At 41.5% G+C, this 24,712-nt stretch carries 22 protein-coding genes and 2 pseudogenes; 2 read left to right on the forward strand and 22 right to left on the reverse strand.

Going from position 1 to position 24,712, the window contains the following annotated elements; translation table 11 throughout:
• Positions 1 to 99 precede the first annotated feature (99 nt).
• The 18 genes and pseudogenes from glyQ to H7T92_RS06810 all read right to left on the reverse strand — a co-directional run bounded on the left by glyQ (position 100) and on the right by H7T92_RS06810 (position 19,795).
• Positions 100 to 1,017 carry a glycine--tRNA ligase subunit alpha gene (glyQ, locus tag H7T92_RS06730; protein ID WP_023920271.1) on the reverse strand — a complete coding sequence of 306 codons (918 nt, stop codon included), beginning with the start codon at positions 1,015 to 1,017 and terminating at the stop codon, positions 100 to 102.
• 35 nt (positions 1,018 to 1,052) lie between these two features.
• Positions 1,053 to 1,424, reverse strand: coding sequence for a GFA family protein (locus tag H7T92_RS06735; RefSeq protein ID WP_023920269.1), 372 nt, complete (start codon positions 1,422 to 1,424; stop codon positions 1,053 to 1,055).
• Positions 1,425 to 1,752: 328 nt separating this feature from the next.
• Entirely contained in the window at positions 1,753 to 6,171 is a 4,419-nt protein-coding gene (locus H7T92_RS06740; RefSeq protein ID WP_201037381.1) for a S8 family serine peptidase, read from the reverse strand.
• Between the two features lie 269 nt (positions 6,172 to 6,440).
• A complete protein-coding gene (locus tag H7T92_RS06745) occupies positions 6,441 to 7,283 on the reverse strand; it encodes an aldo/keto reductase (RefSeq protein ID WP_201037382.1) in 843 nt (280 codons plus the stop codon).
• Positions 7,280 to 7,498, reverse strand: a complete 219-nt coding sequence (locus H7T92_RS06750) for a hypothetical protein (protein ID WP_003018530.1) — start codon at positions 7,496 to 7,498, stop codon at positions 7,280 to 7,282. The genes H7T92_RS06745 and H7T92_RS06750 overlap by 4 nt, the downstream gene beginning before the upstream one ends.
• A 131-nt stretch (positions 7,499 to 7,629) precedes the next feature.
• Complete coding sequence (gene nagA / locus H7T92_RS06755; protein ID WP_070590019.1) at positions 7,630 to 8,787, reverse strand: N-acetylglucosamine-6-phosphate deacetylase; 1,158 nt, start codon at positions 8,785 to 8,787, stop codon at positions 7,630 to 7,632.
• A gap of 154 nt (positions 8,788 to 8,941) precedes the next feature.
• Positions 8,942 to 10,573: a Na/Pi cotransporter family protein gene (locus H7T92_RS06760; RefSeq protein ID WP_201037383.1), complete on the reverse strand. Its 1,632-nt coding sequence runs from the start codon at positions 10,571 to 10,573 to the stop codon at positions 8,942 to 8,944.
• Between the two features lie 449 nt (positions 10,574 to 11,022).
• The gene (gene rbfA, locus H7T92_RS06765) at positions 11,023 to 11,373 is read right to left on the reverse strand and encodes a 30S ribosome-binding factor RbfA (RefSeq protein WP_003003976.1); all 351 of its coding nucleotides are present in this window, start codon (positions 11,371 to 11,373) and stop codon (positions 11,023 to 11,025) included.
• Between the two features lie 73 nt (positions 11,374 to 11,446).
• Positions 11,447 to 13,939, reverse strand: a pseudogene (gene infB / locus H7T92_RS06770) (translation initiation factor IF-2); the annotation flags it as partial.
• Between the two features lie 98 nt (positions 13,940 to 14,037).
• Positions 14,038 to 14,161: pseudogene (locus H7T92_RS10565) on the reverse strand (translation initiation factor IF-2 N-terminal domain-containing protein); the annotation flags it as partial.
• Between the two features lie 16 nt (positions 14,162 to 14,177).
• Positions 14,178 to 14,477, reverse strand: a complete 300-nt coding sequence (locus H7T92_RS06775) for a YlxQ-related RNA-binding protein (RefSeq protein ID WP_023920256.1) — start codon at positions 14,475 to 14,477, stop codon at positions 14,178 to 14,180.
• Positions 14,470 to 14,766 carry an RNase P modulator RnpM gene (gene rnpM, locus H7T92_RS06780; protein WP_003010401.1) on the reverse strand — a complete coding sequence of 99 codons (297 nt, stop codon included), beginning with the start codon at positions 14,764 to 14,766 and terminating at the stop codon, positions 14,470 to 14,472. Before rnpM ends, H7T92_RS06775 begins: the two co-directional genes overlap by 8 nt.
• A 14-nt stretch (positions 14,767 to 14,780) precedes the next feature.
• A complete protein-coding gene (gene nusA / locus H7T92_RS06785) occupies positions 14,781 to 15,923 on the reverse strand; it encodes a transcription termination factor NusA (protein WP_003010402.1) in 1,143 nt (380 codons plus the stop codon).
• 44 nt (positions 15,924 to 15,967) lie between these two features.
• The gene (gene rimP, locus H7T92_RS06790) at positions 15,968 to 16,447 is read right to left on the reverse strand and encodes a ribosome maturation factor RimP (RefSeq protein ID WP_023920253.1); all 480 of its coding nucleotides are present in this window, start codon (positions 16,445 to 16,447) and stop codon (positions 15,968 to 15,970) included.
• A 97-nt stretch (positions 16,448 to 16,544) separates the two neighbouring features.
• A complete protein-coding gene (gene trmB, locus H7T92_RS06795) occupies positions 16,545 to 17,180 on the reverse strand; it encodes a tRNA (guanosine(46)-N7)-methyltransferase TrmB (RefSeq protein WP_023920251.1) in 636 nt (211 codons plus the stop codon).
• A complete protein-coding gene (gene ccrZ, locus H7T92_RS06800; RefSeq protein WP_023920250.1) occupies positions 17,177 to 17,971 on the reverse strand; it encodes a cell cycle regulator CcrZ in 795 nt (264 codons plus the stop codon). Before ccrZ ends, trmB begins: the two co-directional genes overlap by 4 nt.
• 40 nt (positions 17,972 to 18,011) lie before the next feature.
• A complete protein-coding gene (locus H7T92_RS06805) occupies positions 18,012 to 19,067 on the reverse strand; it encodes an ABC transporter permease (protein ID WP_201037384.1) in 1,056 nt (351 codons plus the stop codon).
• A complete protein-coding gene (locus tag H7T92_RS06810; RefSeq protein ID WP_021154515.1) occupies positions 19,064 to 19,795 on the reverse strand; it encodes an ABC transporter ATP-binding protein in 732 nt (243 codons plus the stop codon). The genes H7T92_RS06805 and H7T92_RS06810 overlap by 4 nt, the downstream gene beginning before the upstream one ends.
• A gap of 67 nt (positions 19,796 to 19,862) precedes the next feature.
• Here H7T92_RS06810 and H7T92_RS06815 point away from each other — a divergent pair, with 67 nt between their 5' ends.
• Both H7T92_RS06815 and H7T92_RS06820 read left to right on the forward strand, forming a co-directional pair.
• A complete protein-coding gene (locus H7T92_RS06815; protein WP_003012582.1) occupies positions 19,863 to 20,276 on the forward strand; it encodes an HIT family protein in 414 nt (137 codons plus the stop codon).
• 12 nt (positions 20,277 to 20,288) lie between these two features.
• Positions 20,289 to 20,579: a hypothetical protein gene (locus tag H7T92_RS06820; protein ID WP_003012641.1), complete on the forward strand. Its 291-nt coding sequence runs from the start codon at positions 20,289 to 20,291 to the stop codon at positions 20,577 to 20,579.
• A 21-nt stretch (positions 20,580 to 20,600) separates the two neighbouring features.
• Here the strand turns inward: H7T92_RS06820 and lytR are convergent, their stop codons facing one another.
• The 4 genes from lytR to H7T92_RS06840 form a co-directional block, all read right to left on the reverse strand.
• Entirely contained in the window at positions 20,601 to 21,794 is a 1,194-nt protein-coding gene (lytR, locus tag H7T92_RS06825; RefSeq protein WP_201037385.1) for a glycopolymer--peptidoglycan transferase LytR, read from the reverse strand.
• A gap of 13 nt (positions 21,795 to 21,807) precedes the next feature.
• Positions 21,808 to 22,338, reverse strand: coding sequence for a GNAT family N-acetyltransferase (locus tag H7T92_RS06830; protein ID WP_049472478.1), 531 nt, complete (start codon positions 22,336 to 22,338; stop codon positions 21,808 to 21,810).
• Positions 22,331 to 22,786 (reverse strand): tRNA (adenosine(37)-N6)-threonylcarbamoyltransferase complex ATPase subunit type 1 TsaE, encoded by a 456-nt coding sequence (gene tsaE / locus H7T92_RS06835; RefSeq protein ID WP_003010422.1) that lies wholly within the window; start codon positions 22,784 to 22,786, stop codon positions 22,331 to 22,333. The genes H7T92_RS06830 and tsaE overlap by 8 nt, the downstream gene beginning before the upstream one ends.
• 382 nt (positions 22,787 to 23,168) lie before the next feature.
• Positions 23,169 to 24,590, reverse strand: coding sequence for an NCS2 family permease (locus H7T92_RS06840; RefSeq protein ID WP_049471728.1), 1,422 nt, complete (start codon positions 24,588 to 24,590; stop codon positions 23,169 to 23,171).
• Positions 24,591 to 24,712: the final 122 nt, after the last annotated feature.

The raw sequence follows: 24,712 nt of genomic DNA on the forward strand, positions 1-24,712 counted from the left end.
AGTACAGCGGTGCCTATCCCTTTAGCAAGTCTCCGACTTGCCTCTGGGTAGCCGTACGGGCTCACTTTGTTTGCCCATTTTCCATTCTTGTAACTCTTTTTATTCTTCCTCTTCTGCTAGGAGTTTTGCGCGTGTGGCTTCGTCGAGAAGTGGGTAACCGAGTTTCTTGCGTTCTGCGACGAAAGTTTTGGCTACGACACGGGCCAAGTTACGGATGCGGGCAATATAGCCGGCACGTTCTGTAACGGATACAGCACCACGAGCGTCAAGCAAGTTGAAGGTATGCGAACATTTCAAAACGTAGTCATAGGCTGGGTGAACAAGGCCCAATTCCAAAGCACGTCCTGCTTCTTTTTCAAATTTTTCGAAGTTTTCAAGAAGCATATCTTGGTCAGAAACTTCAAAGCTGTATTTTGAGTGTTCATATTCTGGTTGAAGGAAGATTTCTCCGTACTTAACGCCGGGAGCCCACTCAATATCATAAACAGAATCTACTTCTTGGATGTAAGAAGCCAAACGTTCCAAACCATAAGTAACCTCAGAAGTTACCGGACCAGTTGTCAAGCCACCAACTTGTTGGAAGTAGGTGAACTGAGTGATTTCCATACCGTCCAACCAAACTTCCCAACCAAGACCAGCTGAACCAGTTGATGGGTTTTCCCAGTTATCTTCAACGAAACGGATATCGTGCTCCAAAGGATTAATCCCCAATTTTTCCAATGACTCAAGGTAGAGTTCTTGGATGTTTGATGGAGAAGGTTTCATAACCACTTGGAATTGGTGGTGTTGGTAAAGACGGTTTGGGTTTTCCCCATAACGACCATCAGCTGGACGACGAGATGGCTCTACATAGGCTGCGTTCCATGGTTCAGGACCAATGGCACGAAGGAAAGTGTAAGGACTCATAGTTCCCGCACCCTTTTCGTTATCATAAGCCTGCATCAGCATACAACCCTGATCATTCCAGTATTGTTGCAAAGTAAGGATGATTTCCTGGAAGGTTAGTTTTTTAGACATTATTTACTCCTTTAATTTATATTATCTTTTTAGGTTTATTTATCAAGCAACCAAGAAAAAGCTGGATCCTGAAAAATATGACGTTTGGGAATAGTTTGTAAATTCTGATCGCATTCATCTATTGTACCTAATTTCAAAGCACAGACTTCTGGTATATTTTCTTGAACAGTGAAAATTTGACTATGACAGTTCTGGCAGTAGTAGCGTTGTTTTCCTGGAGATGAACTATAGGTAACCAACTGTTCTTTTCCATGCAATACTAGGTTTTTACTGCTAACTTTAGCATTAACTGTATAGGCAGACGCAGTTGCTTTCCGACAAAATGAGCAATGACAAAAAACTAATTCCGATAATTCCTCATCTAGAGTGTAAGTCACTGCTTTACATAAACAAGATCCTTTAAGCATTGTACTCCTTTCTACTTAGGCATTAGACGAATTCAAAAAGAACCGAATTTCAACACCCAAGCCTTGCGACTAGGGGCGTCAGAAACGCGGTTCCACCCTAATTTATTACTTCATTTTATCTGTTTGTCTTCAGCTCTTTGCTGAGAGAAAGCGCCACTTGCCTACTTTGCTCTACTTGGCTTTCACTATCCCAAGCTCGCTAGAAAAACGCCATAAGCCCTTCTTTCTTGACTAGTATTATAGCAAATTTTTAGGTACTTGTAAATAAAAATCCATCTGAAACAAATGTTTCAGATGGATTCTAGGCTAACAAACTATTTTATTTTTCTTATGGACGTCTTGCAGCTTTTGGTTTTTTACCATGAAGTTTTTTCTTGGCATTTTTCAAGGCTGTCAAAGCATCTTTTACATCTTGTTGGCTTGCTCCTGGATTTGAAAGGATGGTTTGTGCATCCTTGAAGGCTACTAGGTAAGCTTCTTTTTCTTCATTTCCAGCATAGATGAATTTCGCATTCTTTTCTTGGAACTTCAATTCTTCCTTGATGTATTTTTCAAGACTTGAAAAATCAGTTGCTTTCCCGTTTAATTTTCCTTCTGCACGGCTAAGCTCAGCAAGTGCTTGATTGATTTGTTCTTGTTTCACAGTTGGATCAACTGCAAGCAAGGCTACTGTTTGGAAAGCACGATCGTAGTCGCGACGTACTTTTTCTTTGGCATTGGCATAACGACCAGTTTTTGTCGTAGCATCGTAAGCCTGCATAGCTTCTTTCAAGGCCGCAACGTTTGAATCTTTCCCATCCAAAGCTTGGCTGGCAGCTTCAAGACTAGCTAGAGCTTGGTTGACTTGCTCTTGACTAACCTTGTTGGTCAAGGCTGCTTGGGCCGCTTGCAAGGCTTGATCATAGGCTTCCTTCTTATCCGCACTGGCATTGAAGTATTGCGCTGTCTTTGTAACATCTGCTTGGTTGTTCAAAGCAGCTAAGAGATCCACTTTTGAGATCACTCCAATACGGTAATTGTTGTTGCGCCCTGCGACAACTGAAATCACTGGTGCTTCCTCAGCTAGTTCATAGCCTGTAGGAAGAGTTGCAACCAAGGTATATTGACCAGTTGCTACAGATTTACCAAAGCCATTTTTACCATATTTTTCAGCAGGCAAGACAAAGTTTTCACCATCTGCCCCTTTTAATACAATCGTAGCCGCTTTTGAAACCGGTTGATCAAAGTTGATGCTAACTGGTGCATATTCTAAAGTATTGGCAAGAAAAGCGATCGTTTGGAAACTATTATCCTCTGTCAAATCAAATTCTTGCGTCAAGCTGCTGACAAATTTCACTTCTGTACGATCATACGTAAAGATTTCTGCAGTATAATGACCAAAGTTCAAGAAGTTAATATCTTTTGTCTTATCAACTGATACGTATTGACCATTGCTATCTTTGATTCGGTAAACATACATAGTATCCAAATCTTTGTTCGTTTTAGCGTCACGAACTGCAATTTGAACCCGACCACTATTTTGATCCCGAACTAAATCAGCTAGTGAAACATAATCTACGTTACCCGCAAAGTCTTCTACATAGTAGTAGATATTCTTCTTATCGATGTTTTCAGGAAGATCGAAGCTACCATCTGCATTGGCCTTGATCACATGGTAATTTTCAAGCGCACGTGTACCATTCTTATCTTCACTGGTTTGGACCATTGTCCCCTGATCATCAAATGGAGTCACGTAGACGAGTTTTTCAGTTAAGATACCACCTTCGCCAACATCTTTGGCTTTACGTGCTACAAACTGTTGAGCCCCATCTTTGAAACGGATATATCCAGATGTGATCACTGGTTTTTGAGTATCGACTTGAACCTTGAAGGTTGTTGATTGCTCCTCAGCTCCAGGAACCATTGGGGTGTAACGAATGACATAATCATATACACCATCTGCTACTGCTTTCCCATTTGCATCGGTACCATTCCAAGCAGTGTTATCTAGTGTATAGCTGCGTGGGTTCTTTTCATTGCCATCAAAGAAGTTCTTACGATGATCAGATGGAGTTCCTTCCCACAGTGGATTTTTATGTTCCGTATCGCTTGCTGCATAGACCGTTGCATGAAGATTTTCAATGTTTCGAAGAGCAACAGTTTTGTATTCAACGAGGTCTTTATTTCCATCTTCATTTGGTGAAATGGCAATGCGAACATTTCCATTCTCATCTAGTTGAAGAGAGTGAGTTCCTTCTGCATTTTCTTCAATACCAAGGACTGTAATCCGACGACCATCACGTTTCCCTTGTGTAAGGAGAAGGTCATTTTGAAGGGTGACGAGCGCAGAAACATTGGCACTAGATGAGATATTCAAATTTTTTGGAACATGATAGTAGAAGCCATCTTTTCCTTCACGAACCAAATCATAGATTGGTTTTTCAACTGCTGGAAGGTTTTGGAATTCTCCCTTGAATCCCATAAATGGCAAGCTAACTACATCTCCATCATCTGCTGGATCGACAAAACGAACAAATCCTTCAAGGAAATAGCCATTTGGCATTTCTTTGCTTAATTCTTCTGTGAATTTACTTGTGTCGACTTTCACCGTAACTGTTTCAGAACTATGCGCTTTCACCGTTACTTCAGGCCAAGCAGTTTCTGTTAATTTACGTGGACGGAGGGTAAATTTACCATCTTTCACTTCATCTGTGTCAGTATTCACCAACATTTTCAAGGTACGATCGGTATCTGAAATATTGTGGACAGTGACATCAAAGGTAAAGCTATCTCCAACATTTCCAAGAGTGACACTTGGATAGTTGTTTTCACCAGTCACATACAAGTCTGTTGAAACAGCCGCGGCTGTGTCGACAACCCCTGCTCCTTGTTGACGTGGAGACGTATAGACACCGGTTTCTTTGTTAACATGTGGTTTAGCCGTAGACATAATCAAGGCTTTGACAGTTGCAGAAACTTGTTCAGGAGTCAATTCTGGATGGTTCTTCACAAGGTATTCTTTAACCAAGGCTGCAACACCTGCTACGTGAGGTGAGGCCATACTAGTACCACTCATATCCCCGTAGGTATTGTCATTCAAAGAAGAGAAGATATTCCCACCAGGTGCTGTGACATCTGGTTTCAACTGACCATCTGTTGTCACTCCCCAGCTTGAGAAATCAGACAATTGGTCTGCTTCTGGAGATGGACGATTGGCCATGGTATTGTTAAAGACAACTTTGTAAGATCCAGCTTTCAGAGCTTCTCCATAGCGTTTTGAAATGAAGACAGATGGAATTTTCTTAGCATCTCCATCAATTGCCATTCCAAGATTCGATCCTTCTACATTATTGTAAACCAAAGCCCCTACTGCACCATGATGGAGGGCATTCGCAATTTTTTCTGAAAATGGAATTTCTCCACGTTGGATAAGCGCCAATTTACCAGTAAGATCTAGATCTTTGAAATCATCTTCTTTCCCAAGACCAACTGATACATACTCATATTCTTTACCTTTTTCAAAGTCTGTATCTGTTGCAGATTTACTGTAGTCAAACTTCCCGTTATCTACTTCTGCATTACCTTCCAAACCTTTGACTTCAAAAACCTCTGTGGTAATGATTTTATTATTGATTGAAGCAACAGAAATAGAGTCCTCTACTGTTGATGGGTTTCCGACCAAGCCGTAATCTGGATTTTCTGCAGCTGGTCTTGAATAACCATTCCCAAAAGTATTGCTATTCCCTGCAGAGATTAGGACAGATACACCTTTAGCACGCGCCCGTTTGATGGCATCAATGATATCTGAACCTGCGTTGACCGTAGAACCAGTAGAAGATCCAAGACTCATATTGATGGTATCGGCACCAAGGGCTACAGCATCATCAATTGCTTTTACATAAAGGGCAGAACCCGTTGTTTTTTGACGATCTGAAAAGACACGCATAAACATAACTTGCGCTTCTGGTGCTACACCATAGATCTTTTCTCCGTTTCCTGCTTCTTTATCAGGATTCCCTGTTGCAATCCCTGTAACGTGCATCCCATGAGAATCTCTTTCGGCCTCTTTGATATTGTCGGTCCCATCAAAGTAGTCATAAGCGTAGACAACCTTGTCGTTGTACCATTTACCATAATCAATTCCTGCCGCTTTCTTAGCAGCTTCGATTTCTTCTTGGTTTTTAAACTTAGCTTTTGAAGGATCGGTAATCCGAAGAACCTCGTGGTTCACATCCAAGCCAGAGTCGATGACAGCGACAACCATCCCTTCCCCTTTATAGCCTTGCTTCCAGGTTTGTGGAACAGTAATAATTTCGTCACTTTCGATGCTTTGAGGTTTTTCAGCTTCCTCATGGCGATTCGTTGTTTCAGAACTTGTCGCAGTAGCCACTTCTGCTGCTTTTTCTACAGGTTTTTCTGCTACTTCCGGTTTTGTTTCTGGAACAGTAGCTGCTTCTTTCGGAGCTTCTGTTTTTTCAACATGAGCTGCTTCTGTTGTATTCGTTGTCTTTTCAGCAACTGTTGCTTCTTTTGCAACTTCTACTTTCTCACTAGCAACTGCTGTACTTGCTTCTGTTGCTTGTGAATGCTCTTCTTCAGCAGGTGCCTGTTGAGTAGTGGCTACAAGCTGTGTTCCAGCACTCGTTTGGCTGGCTGCTTGTTCTTCTGCACTCGCTTGTGCAGATCCAAATACCAAAACAGCCCCTAATAAAACTGAGGCTACACCAAATTTGTATTTTCTTAATGAAAAACGTTCTTGTCTATTCATAGAAACTCCCCTTTTATTTTAATAGTAACTATTATAACGCAAAATTATCTGAAAATTCATTCAAAAAACAAAATGTAACACAAATGTAACATTCACGAATGTTACTAACTATTAACTTATTTTCGTTCGGAAATTTTTGAAGTTGAACAGGAAAATATTATAGAACATCTGTTTTTATTGGATCCTTAAAATTATTTCATGTTTGAAAGGTTTTTAAAAACCGAGAACGAAACTGTCCTCGGTTTTCATTAATGAATAGAAATTCTCTTTTAAAAATCTTTGGTGTCCGGATCTGGTGCACCTGCTTCAACCGGAAGATGGCGCAGGAGTTCCACATCATCTGCCGCCAATTCAAAATCAAAACAATTTAGATTACTCGCAATCCGCTCAGGCGTAACCGATTTTGGCAATGGAAGGAAGCCTTCTTGTAAACTCCAAGCTAAGGCTAGTTGAGCGACGGTCTTTCCATATTTGGCAGCCATTTCTTTTACTTGTTCATTTTGGAACAACTCCCCTTGGCCAAAAGGTCCCCAAGCCTCTAGTAAGATACCCTGCTTGCGACTTGCAGCAATGGCTTCGCTTTGGTAAACCCCAGGTGCTAGACGAATTTGGTTCACAGCTGGGATGACCCGAGCAGTTTCAAGGAGCGCTTCCAAATGATGAGGAAGAAAATTGCTAATGCCAATAGCCCGAACCTTGCCAGCAGCTAGCATATCTTCCATGGCTCGCCAAACCTCAGCGTTTCGCACTTTCCAAGCATCATTTTCTCGAAGGGGGTTTGGATTTGGCCAATGAATCAAATAAAGATCGACATAGTCCAAACCCAGTTTCTCAAGAGACTCGTCCAAAGCAGCTTGAGCATCTTCATAGGTGTGATGAGTATTCCAAAGTTTGGTGGTAATAAACAAGTCTTCGCGTTTAAGACCACTATCCTTGATCGCCCGACCAACGCTCTCTTCATTTTGATAAATCGCAGCTGTATCGATATGCCGGTAACCTGCTTTTAAAGCAGCTAAGACAGCTTGATAGGCTTCTTCTCCATCTGCTGCTTTCCAGGTTCCAAATCCTAATACAGGAATCTCCACCCCATTATTTAAACGATAATGATTCATTTTTTCTTTCCTTTCTTCGATTTCGGTTTCTTAGGCCCTCGAAGCTTGAGCTCTGGCTTAAAAATATTCTTCTTGGTTGGCTCCATCTTCTTGCTATAAAAACTATAGAGTAAAAATGCCCCACCAACAATCACAATAAAGATATTTTTTCTTACAATCCCATAGAGCAAGAAAAAAATTCCCATCAATAAAAAACGTATATCAATTGCCTTCATAAGCTACCTCACATTTCAATTCCCATTATAGCATGAAAAGACAGCATTCACAAAATTGCACTACCATCGGTAAACAAAAACCTCTCTAGGTATGACTTAGAGAGGAAGTATTCTATCTTCGATTCTTGAATCTAATTGGTAGCTTGGTAACGTTTGACCCCATCGAGATAGGTCGCAACCAGATCCAAATTTTGATCAAGCACGATGAAGTCCGCGTCATATCCTTCTCGAATTTGACCACAAACATCATCAATATGGACTGATTTTGCCGGATTGAGGCTGGCCATCATCACTGCTTCGTAAGGGTTAGCAATCCCCCACTCTACAACATTTTTTAATCCATCTTTCAATTTCAAGATTGAGCCAGCTAGATTACCAGTTGATTTCAAGCGAGCAGTCCCTTCAGCAACCACGACTGGGAATTCCCCAAGCATATAATCCCCGTCTTCTAATCCCCCAGCTGTCATACAGTCAGTAATCAAGGCAACATTTTCTTTTCCTTTTTGTTTCATCAGGATATCACATGCTAGCGGATCAACGTGATGGCCATCACAGATCAACTCTGCTGTAGTATGAGGCAATTCATACATGGCACCAACCATACCGAGTTCACGGTGCGTCAAACCACGCATACCATTGTAGGCATGGACCCAGACACTCGCACCTGCATCAACCGCTTTTTTAGCTTCTTCAAAAGTAGCATTGGAGTGTCCCAGAGCGACAGTCACCCCTTCTCCTGTAATGGTCCGAACAAATTCTTCTACCCCTTCACGCTCGGGAGCAAGGGCAATCTTATTCAACAGACCATTGGCAGCTTTTTGCCAAGCCCGGAATTCTTCCATACTTGGATCCTTCATATAAGATGGGTTTTGAGCTCCCTTGTATTTTTCTGTAAAATAAGGTCCTTCAAAATAAATCCCGCGAATCTTGGCTCCTGTTGCTTCTTTGTAACGTGCACCGATATTTTCAGTTACTGCCAAAAGTTGTTCGTAAGAGGAAGTCAAGGTCGTAGGCAAAAAGCTCGTAACCCCTGTACTCAAGAGACCTTCACTCATGGTATGGAGAGTGCCTTCGATATTATTATCCATCACATCTACCCCACCAAATCCGTGAATATGGGTATCTACGAGGCCAGGCGCAATGCTGTAACCAGAATAATCCAGCACATCTGCACCTTCTGGTAAGCTTTCCACATGTTTTCCAAACTTGCCATCAACAAGCTCCAAATAGCCTCCGCGGCGAACCCCATGTGGGTAATAAAATTGATCTGCTTTAATATATGTAGACATAAAATCGTCCTTTCCATTGTAGGAACTGTGTTCCATTTATATTCATACATATTATAACGCTTTCACTTCTATTTGTAAATGGTCTAGACCTATTTTTAAATAGAATCCAACAAAAAAACAGAGTAAGCTTCCTACTTACTCTGTTTGACGTTCATTAAATTTGCTCGATTTGTACTTTTTCAGCCAGATTCATGGCATGGTCTGCAACTCGTGTATAGTGAGAAATGATATCAATAAAGTTTACTCCAGCTTGAGGTGTACATTCACCGTGGTTCAAACGACGAATATGGGTTTTCCGAAGTTTTTTCTCCAAATTTTCAATTGCCTCGTGACGTGCTACCAATTGGTTTGCAAGATTCACATCATTGTTCTCAACGGCTTTCAAAGCATCCTCTACAAATTGATGGGTTTGGTTGTAAATATCTTCCAATTCAGCCAAGGCTGCTTCTGAAAAGACGACTTTCTTACGAATTAAATAATCGGTCAGATTGATCAAGGCTTCCGCGTGATCCCCAATCCGCTCCAAATCCCGCGAGGAGTCTAAGATATTGGTGAGAACTTCACTTTCTCTAGGACTCAAGGCTTCACTCGACAAACGAATCAAGTATCGAGTCAAATCATCATCAATGGTATTAATGGCTTCTTCTGTCTTATGACCTTTTTCAGCTGTTTTTTCATTTTGGTGAACAATATAATCATAAGAAAGATTAAAAGCTTTGTCTGCATATCCACCTAAATGGAGCAACTCTTTTTTCGCATTTCCAAGAGCAATCGAAGGCGCTTGAGTGATCAAGTTTTCATCCAAGTAGAGCGGTTCATATTTGACAACCTCATCCTCACCAGGAATCAGCTTGGTTACAAAGTATGCCAAAGCTCCAATGAATGGGAATTGAATGATAGTGTTGGTCACGTTGAAAGCTCCGTGAGAAAAAGCAATGGTCATTTCAGGTGACAAGTGCAAGAGCCCTTGGAAGTATTCAATCATGGCTGTAAAAGGTGTTAACAAGATCAAACAAAGGATTGTACCGATCAAGTTAAAGAGCACGTGGGTTGCTGCAACACGCTTAGCAGAAACATTGGCCCCCATCGCTGCAATAATAACCGTCAAGGTTGTTCCGATGTTGTCCCCAAAAAGAATAGGTAAAGAACCGCGAAGATCTAGGAAACCACCTGAATACAAACCTTGTAGAATCCCAATGGTAGCTGAGGAAGCTTGAATCAAAACGGTGATGATGGCTCCTGCTAAAACACCTAGAATTGGATTTTTTCCAAGGGTGATCATGTACTGACTAAATTCTGGCAATTCTTTCAAAGGACTCATTCCCGCACTAATCAGGTTTAAAGCGTAGAAAATTCCTCCAACCCCAAAGAGAATCCGACCAATATTATTGGCCATTCGATTCTTGGTAAAGAAAAGTAAGACCGTTCCAAGAAACATAATTGGAAGGGCATAAGTCCCCAGTTTAAACCCAATAATGAATGAGGTGACCGTGGTCCCGATATTAGCCCCCATGATGATCCCAATGGCTTGACGCAGGGTCAAGAGACCCGCACTGACCAGACCAACGGTAATCACCGTTACCCCAGTACTAGACTGAATAAGGGCTGTCACAACAATCCCTACTAAGACTCCAAGGAAGGGATTGCTTGTATATTTATCAATATAGTAGCGGAGACGGTCCCCTGCAGCTTGTTGCAGTCCTTCTCCCATGGTTTTAATACTATAGAGAAAGAGACCTAACCCTCCCAAAAAGTTAAACAAAATTTCCTGCCAGTTAATGGACATGATCATTCCTCCAAATATGAGATCAGAAATAAAACTCCTCTCCTATTGTAAAGGATAATTTCCAATCACACAAGAGATTTCTGTAAATTTCTATTATTTTTTGAAACCGTTTTTTTCTTTCTGTTTTATTTTCCTCATTTTAAGAGCCAAAAAAGAGGTTGGAAATTTCCAACCCGAGACTGTAGACAAACTATTCTTTTTTATAAATCTAATAAATTCTATAAAAAGAAATGTTACTCGTTAGAGTGATTCAATCATCTACTGAAACTTTTCGTCGTGAGAAAAGTACCTGAAACTTAATAGTTTCAGGTACTCGGAATTATTGAGACCTTAGGCTCAATAATTAGTCATGGAACTTCGAAAAAGTTCGCTGACGTCCGTACTCACCTAAGGAAAGTTTCTAAGAAGACTTTGTCTTTCAATCTGGGCGTGGAAAATTTCCATCCTCTCTAGTCTTTGTTCAAATTGCGCAACATCTCATCGATCTTATTTCCGTATTCGATGGATTCGTCTTTCACAAAAGTAAGATCTGGAATCTTGTACAATTTCAGATTCCGACCTAATTCACGCTTGATGGTTCCTGTTGCTTTTTCAAGGCCTGTCTGAGCCTTTTGATTGTCTGAAGCCAAATCACTCATAATTGAATAATACACTTTGGCCATAGACAAATCACCTAGCATTTGAACATCCGTAATGGTGACGCCTTGAACACGCGGGTCACGGACTTTCTTTTGTAAAATCTCATTGACTTCCCGCTTGATTTCCATCCCTACTCGGTCTGTCCGAAAATGACTTGCCATAGGAACTCCTTTCTGCTCTGTGTTTAAAAACTAGGAAATCAGAGGATCCCCCTCTTTTTTCCTAGTCAGCATCTTATTTTTTTATTTCTTCCATGATGTAGGCTTCGATGGTATCATCTGTCTTGATATCATTGTAGCCTTCAATCATCAATCCACCTTCACGACCATTTGTGATCTCTTTGACATCATCTTTGAAGTGTTTCAAGCTTGCAAGAGCTCCATCATAGATCACGACACCGTCACGAATGACACGTACTTTGGAATCACGTGTAACCTTACCACTAAGGACCATAAATCCACCGATGGTACCCACTTTAGAGACCTTAAAGGTTTCACGAATAACTGCTTCTCCGATGACTTTCTCTTCAAATTCAGGATCCAACATTCCCTTCATGGCATCTTCCATTTCTTCAATCACTTTGTAGATAATTGAGTGAAGACGGATTTCTACCTCATCAGCTTCAGCTTGTTGACGTGCTTGTGGCGTAGGGCGGACGTTAAATCCGATGATGAAGGCATTTGAAGCTTCTGCAAGGGTCACGTCTGATTCGTTGATCGCACCAACTGCTGAGTGAACGATGGTCACTTTCACACCTTCCACTTCAATCTTTTGAAGGGAGGCAGCAAGGGCTTCAACCGAACCTTGTACATCGGCTTTAATGATGACATTAACAGATTTCACTTCCCCAGCCTTCAAGGTATCAAAGAGATTTTCAAGGCTGACGCGGTTGGTTGCTTGACGTTGTTTCATAAGAGCACGTTTGGCACGTTCTTCACCGGCTGCACGCGCAGATTTTTCATCTTCGTAAACCGCGAAGTGGTCCCCCGCCATTGGGGCTTCGTTCAAACCAGTGATAGAAACCGGAGTAGATGGTCCAGCTACTTTCACACGACGGCCAAGGTCATTGGTCATGGCACGGACACGTCCAAAGGTATTTCCGACAACGATTGGGTCTTGAACATTCAAGGTACCTTGTTGAACAAGGAGGGTTGCCACCGCACCTTTTCCTTTATCCAAACGCGCTTCGATAACAGTACCGATGGCACGAACAGTTGGATCTGCCTTGAGTTCTTGGATTTCAGCTACAAGAAGGACAGTTTCCAAGAGTTCATCGATATTTTGGTTGAACTTGGCAGAGATCTCTACAAACTCAGAATCTCCACCCCAGGCAGTTGACATAACTCCATGCTCTGCCAATTCACCGATGACACGCTCTGGATTAGCTCCTGGTTTATCGATCTTGTTGATAGCCACAATGATTGGGACATTGGCAGCTTTTGAGTGGTTGATGGCTTCGATGGTCTGTGGCATCACCCCGTCATCTGCTGCTACAACCAAGATGGTAATATCGGTAACAGATGCACCACGCGCCCGCATAGAAGTAAAGGCCGCGTGTCCAGGTGTATCCAAGAAGGTAATCTTCTTGCCATTTTCCACGATTTGATAAGCCCCGATGTGCTGAGTGATTCCTCCCGCTTCACCTGTTGCTACACGTGAATTACGAAGGGTATCCAAAAGGGTAGTTTTACCGTGGTCAACGTGTCCCATGATGGTGACAACTGGTGGACGCTCTACCAACTCATCTGGATTCAAATAACCATCTTCAACGAAGAAGCGTTCGATATCGGCATTGTCCACTTCAACCTTTTTCTTGGCTTCAATTCCATAATCCACCATCAAGAGTTCAATCGTATCTCCATCCAGCGATTGGTTTTGAGTCGCCATGACTCCCATCATAAAGAGTTTCTTGACGATTTCAGCCGGTTCACGCTTGATGCGTTTTGCGATTTCTGCAACCGTCATTCCATCCGTATACTCAAATTCACTTGGTAATTCATGGAATTTACGCTCTGTTACTGGTTTTGGAGCATCATTACGGTTGTTCTTTCCTTTTTTATTTTTCTTATTGTTATTCCAGTTACTATTTCTCTGATTTCTCACTTGATTTTGACTATTTCGATTCCTTTGTTGTTTTCTTGGACCATCTTCTTCACGATCAAAATCATCGCGTTTCTTATCTGGTCGCGCTTGTTTCTTCCGACGTGTATCGACTTGAGCTGGAGCAGCAGCAACAGCTGGTTTTGTATGGTTCTCAAGAGCTGGCTCCTGTACAGGTGCTTTCACTTCTGGTGCTTCTACCCGTTTCCGGCGCTGTTGACGTTCTTGTTCTGCTTTTGCAGCTTGTTGTTTGTAGCGATCTTCACTTCCACGTGCGTACTCAGCATTTTGTTCAGCTTTCAGTGCTGCTGCACGCGCTTTGAAATCAACTTTTGGTGCCACTTGGGGTTGTGCACTACGTCTTTGATCTGGTCGGTTATTGCGACGCTCAGAACCTTGATTTCGTTGTTCATTTCGCTCTTGTGGTCGTTGATTTCGGTTGTCACCATGACGCTGATTGTCCTTGCGATCGCGTTTTGGACGATTATCTTGTTGTTTCCTACGTTCAGCCTGCTCTTTTGCACGCGCTTCTCGTTCCGCTTTAAAGTTACGACTCTTTGGTTTAGCAGCTGGCGTTACTGATTTTGTCTCAGTTGCTCCTTCTTTTTTGACGGGCGCTGCTTCTTTTTTCTCTGCGACAGCCGTTGTCTTGGCAGCCACTTCTGCTACTTTCTTTTCGACTGTTTCTTTTTTCGCTGAAAAGCTCTTGATCAACTTTTCAGCAACATCAGTATCGACACTAGATGCATGACTCTTGACGTCAAAACCTAATTCTTTCGCACGAGTGACGACTTCTTTACTTTCCTTGCCCAATTCTTTGGCAATTTCGTATAATCTTTTCTTAGACAATTGCTGTCCTCCTCTTCTATTCCATAAGAGACCTCATTTTCTTTGAAAATCCAGCATCTACAACAGCGACGACCTTACGGGCACGTCCAATTGCAGTGCTTAATTCTAGTGTTGAAAACACGGTAGATACTTGAACCTCATAATAGTGACCCTTATCTGTCACCTTTTTTGTCAGGTTACTAGCTGCATCATTTGCCAGAAAAACTAATTGTGCTTTTTCTTCCTGGATGGCTTTGATCACGAGTTCTTCTCCAGAAATGAGTTTTCCTGCTCTTTGCGCCAAGCCCAACAAATTACTTATCTTTTGCTTATTCAAGGCCTAACTCTCTTCTCTTCACCTTATGATCTACATAAGCGATCAATTCATCATAGAAAGCTTCTTCCACTTCCATATTAAAGCTACGATTAAAAACTTTCTTTTTCTTAGCAAGTGCCGCTTCTTCATTGTCTAGCTTGATGTAAGCACCTCGACCATTGGCTTTGCCAGTTGGATCGATAAAGACTTGTCCTTCTTTATTTTTGACAATGCGGAGCAAATCGCGCTTATCAATAATTTCATTTGAAACGACAGATTTTCTTAAAGGGATTTTTCTTGTTTTTACCATTTTCCCTCCCTCTCTTAATCGACTTGCTCTTCGCCACTTTCTACTTGGTCTTCAAAAGTTTCTTGAGCTGCTTCCATTTCTTCGAACTCACTAGCAGATTTGATATCGATGCGGTAACCAGTCAAATGAGCTGCCAAACGAACGTTTTGACCACGACGACCGATGGCAAGAGATAGTTTATTATCTGGAACCACAACGAGAGCATGTTTGCTATCTTCATCATCAAAAATAACTTGGTCCACTTCTGCAGGAGCGATCGCATTGTAGATGAATTCAGCTGGATCTGGAACCCATTCAATGACATCGATGTTTTCTTCTGTCGGAACCATACGGTCTAATTTTTGATCGTATCGAGCTGGGTGGAACTTGCTGGTAATCTTTTTAATATTCGATCCACCACGACCAACGATAGTCCCAATCGCATCTACGTTTGGATTATGGCTACGAACCGCAACTTTTGTACGATCTCCAGCTTCACGCGCTACACTCATAATCTCAACAGTTCCATCATAGACTTCAGGAATTTCTTGTTCCATCAAACGTTTGATCATTTCAGGGTGGCTTCGGCTAACAAAGACATTGACACCACGTGGATTATCTTCTACCTTGTAGACAAATACTTCAATTCGATCATGAGATTGGAACACTTCTCCTGGAATCTGGTCTTGCTTAGACAATTGTGCTTCGATTGAGCCAAGATTGACATAGATAAAACGATTGTCAAAGCGCTCCACCGTTCCACTCATGATTTCATTTTCATGTTCTTTATAAGTGTTATAGGTGATGGTGCGCGTTTGCTTACGCATTTTTTCCATGATCGTTTGTTTGGCAGATTGAGCTGCTACACGACCAAATTCAGCTGGTGCTTCTTCAAACTTGATCTTATCCCCCAACTCATAAGCAGAGCTAATGGCCAAGGCATCCTTCAAGCTGATTTCTAAACGGCTATCAAAGACTTCATCCACCACTTCACGAACCGTATAAACACGGAAATCTCCAGTTTTTTCATTGAATTCAATCGCTGCACTTTCTGATTGTCCATAACGACGGCGATAAGCTGAACGCAATGATTCTGTGACGGCTTCGATGATATCTTCTTTTTTGATCCCTTTGTCTTCTTCCAAAATGCGGAAGGCTTCTAGCATTTCTTTACTCATGTTTTTCTTGCCTTTACTATAAAGGCATCCTTTCTTTCATTCTGTTACAATTTTACAGCCAACCTTGCTTTGGACACAAGGTTATAAGGAATTTCTACAGTTTTCTTTCGTGTTTTATCCATATACTCAATGGTCAAAACATCCTCTTCAAAACCTACCAAGTTCCCCTCAAAGACCTTTTGCTTTTCAACAGCCTTATACAAGCTGATATTGACATACTTGCCAACAGCTCCCTCGAGTGCTTCCTTGGTTTTCAAAGGTCTCTCCAAACCAGGACTGGTAACTTCTAAAAAGTACTGTTCTGGAAATGGGTCTGGTTTAATTTGATCCAATAGCGGGCTAATGATTTCTGTCAAATCCGCTGTATCATTCAGTGTGATCCCTTCTGGTTTGTCTACGAAAATGCTTAAGACGTAGTCACCACCCATTTTGCCATATTCAACATCGACCAATTCAAATGGTTCCTGGATGGCAGGCTGAATCACTTCTGTTACTAAGTCAACAATCGTTGCGATGGTTGCCACCTCCTCATAGATAAGAGGCGAAGATATTTCCCCGCCTCTCCTTTTCTATTCATTTAATGTATTATAACACGATTCCCCAATGATTGCAAGGAATATGCTAAAACTGTGCTTCTACACGGTAAATGACCTGTCCTTTACTTGAGAACTTCTTCTCATATTCCGTCATGACATTTCCCTCAAAATCACTAGCATGAAGGTCTAGCCAGACTCCCTTCAAAGTCATACCATACTGTGAAAAGCTCACCAAACTGTATTCAAACAGACCTCGATTATCTGTTTTAAAGTGAATCTCCCCATGTTCTGGAAGAATTTGCTTGAAGGTATCCAAGAAAGTCTTGTAAGTCAAGCGACGCTTCTCATGACGTTTCTTTGGCCATGGATCTGAAAAATTCAGATAAAGCTGATCAATTTCCCCATCTTCAAAATAGTTAGTCAAGCTATCTCCGTCTACCCAAAGCAATTTAATGTTAGGAACATCTGCTTCTAAGACCTTATCTAAAGCATAGCTCAAGACCGATTTTTGAATATCAATTCCGATGTAGTTGATCTCTGGATTGGCCTTAGCCATCCCAGTAATAAAGGCCCCTTTTCCGCTACCCACTTCGATATGAATAGGATGGTCATTTCCGAAAATCCCATGCCATTTTCCCTTAGCATCTTCTGGATTTAGGACCACATATTGTGGATTGGCTTCTAGTAATTCTGTCGCTCCTTTACGATTTCTAACTCTCATATTTCCTTTCCATATTTCAACCGGAAATTGCGCAGAGCATAGATCTCGCGATTGACATTTTCTAAATCATTATTTTCATAGTATTTAGCAATTTGCCACAAGAAGGAGTATTGACCAAACCAATAGAGTTTATCAAACACCTTTTGGTTGTACTTGTAACCATAATAACCTAACCAATCGCGCCAATTGGAATCTGGAATATAGTGACTCAAGATATGCGCCACATCCAACATCCTGTCAGTTAAACGAACGGAATCCCAATCGACTAGATAAATCAAGCCGCTCTCTGTCTCAATCCAGTTACTATGACGGACATCCCCATGGACGATCGTCGCATAATCCTCCCGAAAGGCTGGCACTGTCTTCCGTAAATTCTTTACGACTGATTGGATGTAGTGGTTCTGACGTAGGGCAATTGGCAAGCGGTTACTCCAAGAATTGAGTAACTCTAAAGGAGATTCCACAGGATACCCAAGTTTCTTTAATTGGGTCATCAAAGGTCTAGAACGGTGCAATCTCGTTAAAATATTGACCACTTGTTTTTTTGACATTCCATTTGGCGTGAGAATCTCCCCATTCAACCATTCTTGGGCACTCATCACATTTCCATCTGGCAAACGTCGACTCCATAACAATTGAGGAGCAATCTGTTCTTTTGCTAGACCCGCAAGGATTGGGGTCGTATTCATTTTTACAAAAACGCGCCCACCATCTGGGTAGGTCCCCATGTAGGCCTTCCCACTCTTCCCAGGAATTGGGGTGAGGCTTAGCTCTTTTTCATTCGAGTCCATCTTTTCCTCCGTAAAAAGTTTCCAATCTATTTTACTAATTTTAACGACTTTCGTCAACCAAGCGCGCCATTTTAAATGGAAGATAGAGCAGGGTTAAAGCAACTGTATAAGCTAATAAGCCTAGTAACAGGACTTTATCTGATATAAAGACCAGGCCAATTCCCCCTTCTATCACCGTTATCATAACCATTAACAGCTGAATCGTTTTATTTAACCCTGCCTTTTTACTGCCCCTTTTCATCGGGAAAAGAAGGGTCAAGGGTTGGTAATCAAAAGCACTATAAAGCCCCAGTAATTGAAAAATAATTAAGTAATTGAGCAAGGCTACAAGCGCAATCACCACTAGAGGTTGAGGAATAAAGATCATGGCAAGAATGGAAAGAGCCAAGAGTCGGAGAGTCATAGAGAAAAGATCTCCATTCCGTAGGAAGGAGCGCATATATAAGTGAAGCCACGTATTGCCATGTGTTTTGGGAAGAAGCCCTAAGAAACCATCCAAGTAAGCTCTTCTTTTGACACTGTTAGTAATACCTTTCACCGTTGTAAACAAGGCAAAGAAGCGAAGAATCAATTGTTTCCTTGCATTCTCACGAGCAATGGCCAAGGTCCAATTCAGATTTCCATCCTGGTAGAAGCGCGCTTCCTTCCAGCTAAAAATAGCCCCTTTAGCCATCCCTAAGACAAGGATATAAGCTACAATAGCAAGTTTATCCAGCCCCGTTGCCAGAAGAAGAGGCACAAATAATAGAAGGACAACACTTTGAATCAAAAACCAAAAGACAAAAGACTTCTTGGCCTGCCCTTTGATATAACGTTTCACTTCCTCTTCCTTTACTAAAAGGAATAAGGCATCGGGCTTCTCTAAGTAGGTCGCAATGGAGCCTATCGGAACCAAGAGGAGCAAACCAATCATGAGACTCCAGCGGATCAGGCTTGTATCTTTGGGGAGATCTTGTAAGAATTGGCTGTATTGAACCGCCAAAAATCCTATAAAAATCAGCATAAAGAGGACGAAATGATCATTGAGAACATAGCGGCTATATTTTACACATTGAGTTCGAAACGTTTGTTGCCGTTTTTTCATCAACTCTTTCATGCTGTTTCCTCTTCTGTCAAGGTCATGTAGATATCATTTAGACTTGCTTTCTCATCCCCAAAAGTTGAACGCAGCTCGTCCAAGGTCCCTTTTGCTCGGATCTGACCCTTATGGAGGATCACAAAACCATCACACATCTTTTCAGCCGAATCCAGAACGTGGGTACTCATCAAAATCGATTTTCCTTTTGCTTTCTCATCGGCCAATAACTGAATCAAATCTGCAATCGCAACAGGATCCAATCCCAAAAAGGGTTCATCGACAATATAAAGACTTGGATCCACTGCATAGGCGCAAATAATCATGACCTTTTGCTTCATCCCTTTTGAAAACTGGGTCGGGAACCAATCTAATTTTTCAGCCAAACGGAATCGTTCCAATAAAGGCTGGACGCGCACCATGACCTGATCCATGTCTAAATCATAGGCCATAGCTACAGTTTCGATATGCTCTCTCAAGGTTAATTCTTCATATAGACTAGGAGTTTCTGGAATATAGCCGATTTTTTTACGATAGTCTGTTGGAGCTTCTGGAAGACTCAAGCCGTCAATCCGTACTTCCCCAGCATAAGGATGCAGGAGACCAATAATTTCATTAATCGTGGTTGACTTCCCAGCTCCATTTAGTCCAATCAAACCAATCAGTTGGCCATCCGGAACTGAAAAACTCACCTCTTTCAGGACAGGGATGTTGACATAGCCCCCTGTCAACTTGTTGATTTCTAACATATTTTCTCCGATTTCTGGTATAATGTTCTTATATTATAACAAAATTTAGTCTAAATGAGGTGTATTTATGGTTGACGATTGTATTTTTTGTAAGATTATAGCTGGCGACATTCCTTCCTCCAAAGTCTATGAGGACGAGGAAGTCCTCGCATTTTTGGACATCTCTCAGGTTACACCAGGTCATACGTTAGTGGTTCCAAAAAAACACGCTCGCAACCTCTTAGAGATGGACGAAACCGCCACAGCTCAACTATTTGCACGTGTTTCTAAAGTTGCTAAAAAAGTAGAAGCTGCTACCCAAGCTAAGGGAATGAATATCATCAGCAACATGGAAGAAGTTTCTGGACAAACCGTTTTTCACACACATGTCCACATTATCCCTCGCTATTCCGATCAAGATGAGCTTGCCATTTCATTTACTGAACACGAGCCTAATTTTGAACAACTAGCAGTTCTCGCAGAAACCATCAAAAACAGTTAAAAAGGAGTCTATATGAAACTCAAAAATCTCTTTTGGTTTGCAACAGGAGCTAGCATTAGCTACCACCTAGTAAAAAACCGCAAAGAAATTAAAACAGAGGTGACTGAATCCAGCCAATTGGTCAAGGGAATTCAAGATAACCTAGCAAAAATCCAACGCAATCTGGATATTATCCAAGACCAAAAGACCAATCTTCAAGAATTGGTAACGGATTTCCAATACAAGACCAAACTATTTAGTCAACAAGCAACAGCTTCTCTAAAAGAAATTCAAGACATCTGGCAACCAAGTAAAAACGATTGAGAAAACTCAATCGTTTTTTTCTTATTCTGAAGGCACCGTAGGTGTCACACTGCTCGACTCTGTAGCTGCAGGAGCAACTGGTGTCACTGGTGCAACAGAACTTTGAGGTGTCACCACTCCCGTATCCTGGGTCGATGGTACAACTGGTAGTTGGTTAAACTCTTGGTAAACAGGTGCTTCCTCAGATGAGGCCGCTGGCGTATCATTTTGAGAAGAAGCATTCTTCAACTCTTCATCTCCATCTAATAGGTAAGCATTGGTTTTCAATGTTTTAATTTCTTTCATCCCCAAAGCTTTGCGGATGATATTTTGAATTTTCAAGAGATGTTTTGAAGTGACAATCTGATAACTTCCGCCATCTGCTAAGGTGGCATCTTCTCCTTTCAGCTGGTACTGATGAATCGTTGAAAGGGCATCTTTATATCCTAACAATTGAAGAAGACTATTACTGTCAAGCGCTATGTTGGTTTGCATATTGTCACTAACAGACTCAATGATTCCTTTGTAGTGACTCAAACTATTGAGGCTTAAAACTTTCTCAACAATCTTTTTGATCACTTCACGTTGGCGTTTTTGACGTCCGTAGTCTCCTTCTGGGTCTTGGTAGCGCATGCGTGAATAAACGAGAGCTTGGTCCCCATTAATCTCCTGACGTCCTGGTGCGATCTTAGCCGTATATTCTGGCTCATTTTCCTCGATCGAGATATCGAAGTCAAATGGATTGTTGACTGTGATGCCACCAACCTTATCCACTAATTGAACCAGCCCCTTCATATTGATCATGACATAGCGGTCAATATGGATATTCAAAAGATCTTGAATGGTCTTAATGGCTAACTTGGCACCACCTTGAGCATAAGCCGAATTCAATTTTGCTTGGACCGTTTCGCCATCTGAAGTAATATTGGTTAGGATATCTCTTTCCAAGCTAGTCATGGTTGTTTCTTTTGTTTGAGGATTAACAGTCACCAAAATCATAGTATCACTATTTCCGGCCCAAGGATCTTCCCGAGAACCGCTACCTGTATCAACCCCCATCAAAAGGATGGTCATTGGCTTGTTTTCTGCAATGACATTGGTCTCATTTCCAAAGCCTTTATAGGTCTTACTGAGAGTCCCAGTCGTTTGGTTTAGGATGGTAAGGCCATAAGCCCCAATCCCAATCACTGTTACCGTCAATAAGCTCAAAAACATTAAAATAATTTTTTTAACCATATAGAATCTCTCTCTAATCTATCAGTTTCCCCATAAGGTAAACATCTAAGAATTCTCCTTCAGCTGAACAAGCTCCACGAGCTTGGCAACCTTCGATCTCAAAACCTAACTTTTTATACAGGTGAACCGCCCGTTCATTGCGCACTTGGACATTCAAGACTAGTTTCCTAAGAACACCGGTCGAGTGCGCCCACTCGATCCCTTCTTCCAACAGGATCTGTCCAAGCCCTTGATTCCAATAAGCTTTTTGAACCACAATAAAGACATCACCAATATGCCGAATGGACCGTTGAGAAGCTGCAGTGATATTTAACAAAGCTGCCAGTTCCTGATCTAGAAATAGCAAGAGGCAAATCCGGTTTTCCGCCATCTCTTGCACCATCAGAAATTGCTCCATGTCTGCTGGAGACATGCCAATTCCAGCTTCATCTAGTGTCATGTAATCTGACTCTTTCCCAACTTGATTTAAGAAATCAACGACAAGAGCCGCATCTGCACTGTCAGCTTGCCGAATTTCTACTGTCACTTCCTTTTCCTTAGTCATCCGTTTTTTCCACCTGCTCAAAGGATGTCAGTAAAGCTTCTGCACGCGCTCCATGAGCTTCAAAAGCTAACTCTCGCCCATCTTCTAATTTTCGGATAAAAATTTTTAGATAAGCATCCGAAAGACTCGGCTCAATCAGCTCTCCCCATTCAATAATGGTAGCACCATCTCCAAATAGAAAATCATCTAAATCAATAGAATCTGGATCATTCCCAATCCGGTAAACATCCAAATGGTATAAAGGCAAGCGACCTTCGTATTCACGAACAATGGTATAGGTCGGGCTTTTAATCATCTGATCAATCCCTAACCCCTTTGCAATTCCCTTGGTAAAGGTCGTTTTTCCTGCTCCTAGATCACCTGATAAGATAATCACGTCTTGCTTTTCTAAGAGTTTTCCTAGCTGTTTTCCTAGAGCGATCAGCTCCGTTTCATTGTGACTAATCATTTCTCTATTATACCAAACTTTTTAAAAATCTGCTCTTTCTTTTAGAAATTGTTCGACTCAGGTTTGCTTTTTAGATAGATAGACAAACTATTTTAAAGTAAAATAAGTTAAGTGATTCTGCAAAAAAAAATAAATTTGAGTTCCAATTTTTAAATCGATTTAAGAAAATACTGAAACTTTCCGCTGTGAGAAAAGTGCCTGAAACAATAACGTTTCAGGCACTCGGAATTATTGAGACCTTAGGCTCAATAATTAGTCATGGAACTTCAAAGAAGTTCGCTGACGTCCGTACTCACCTAAGGAATGTTTTTGGTATAACTTTGTCTTCAATCTGAAAGGAATGGGAGACAACTCCCATTCCTTTTTGGCACTTTTCTGATACTTAATTCAAGGCCATGCTAACGTAGTTTAAAATAAAGAGAACATCTAGGATCCAAATCATGCTGTGCACTTCTTTGGCTTCTCCTTTAACCACTTTCACTAAGCTATAGGTGATAAATCCAGCAGCGATCCCTTGTGTAATCGAGTAGCTGAAGCCCATAAAGATAGAGGTGAAGAAAGCAGGAACTGCTTCTGACATATCTTCCCAATGGATATTTTTCAAGCCACTCAACATCATGATCCCAACAACAATCAAAATTGGGGCTGTGGCAGCGGTCGGTACAATCGCCAACAACGGACTAAAGAGACTTGAAATAGCAAAACAGATCGCTACAACCAAGGCTGTCAGACCAGTGCGTCCACCAGCTCCAATACCAGCTGCAGATTCAACATACGTCGTTACGTTTGAAGTTCCTGCAATAGCTCCGACTGAAGTCGCTACAAGGTCTGAATAGAGGGCCTTATCTAATTTCGCTGATTGATGGTTTTCCCCATTTGTCGCAACAATCCCAACTTTTTCACCCGTACCGATTAAAGTTCCAATTGTATCAAAAATATCCGTCAAGGAGAAGGCTAAGATTGCCATTAAGGTCTCAGGCAAACGAGACGTATTGGAAATCAAAGAACCCAATCCTTTTGATCCCAAAGCTTGACCAAAGATCTTGCCTAAATCATTAAAGGCAGCTCCTAGATGATTACTTGCAAAGTCGATTTTAGTGATATCAACCACATGGATGAGAATTCCAAGCACAGTCGTTGCTAAGATAGAAAGGATAATTCCTCCCTTAATCCCTTTGACAACAAAGAAAATAGTAATCGCAAGACCAACAAGAGCCAAGAGGACAGCCGGATTGTTAAAATCAACCAATCCAGGAACAGCAGATGCATTGGCTGAGATCGTTGCATTCGCCTTATCTGCTCCTTCTCCAACCACTGTATAGGTATGAGGGTCAATCGTGAATTTCAAAAATCCCGCATTCTTAATTCCAACATAGGCCAAGAAAATCCCGATCCCAGCTGAAATAGCAGAGCGAAGAGCGGTCGGAATCGATTCGATGATCATCTTCCGAACATTTGTCAATGTGATAATCAATGAGATCACACCACAAATGAAGACCATTCCCAAAGCTTCCTGCCATGAGTAGCCCATACCAAATACAACGGTAAAGGTAAAGAAGGCATTCAAGCCCATCCCAGGTGCTTGTGCATAAGGTAAATTGGCATAAAAAGCCATCATCAAGGTTCCGACAACGGATCCAATAATCGTTGCAAGGAAGACCCCTTGAGCTGGCATACCTGTTTGTGACAACATTTGAGGGTTTACGAAGAGGATATAACTCATCGCAAAAAAGGTTGTCAAACCAGCAAGAACCTCTGTTCGAACAGTGGTTCCATGTTCTGAAAGTTTAAAAAACTTATCCATTTCAGAATAAACTCCTTTTTCATCATTCTCGCTCCCAATCAATTTGCGAACGTTATTTCTATTTTACCAAAAGATCTTTCGCCTTTCAAGAAATCCTACTTCTCTTCTCGATTTTTGAGCGC

The organism is Streptococcus parasanguinis (genome assembly GCF_016648855.1).
GTDB lineage: Bacteria > Bacillota > Bacilli > Lactobacillales > Streptococcaceae > Streptococcus > Streptococcus parasanguinis_L.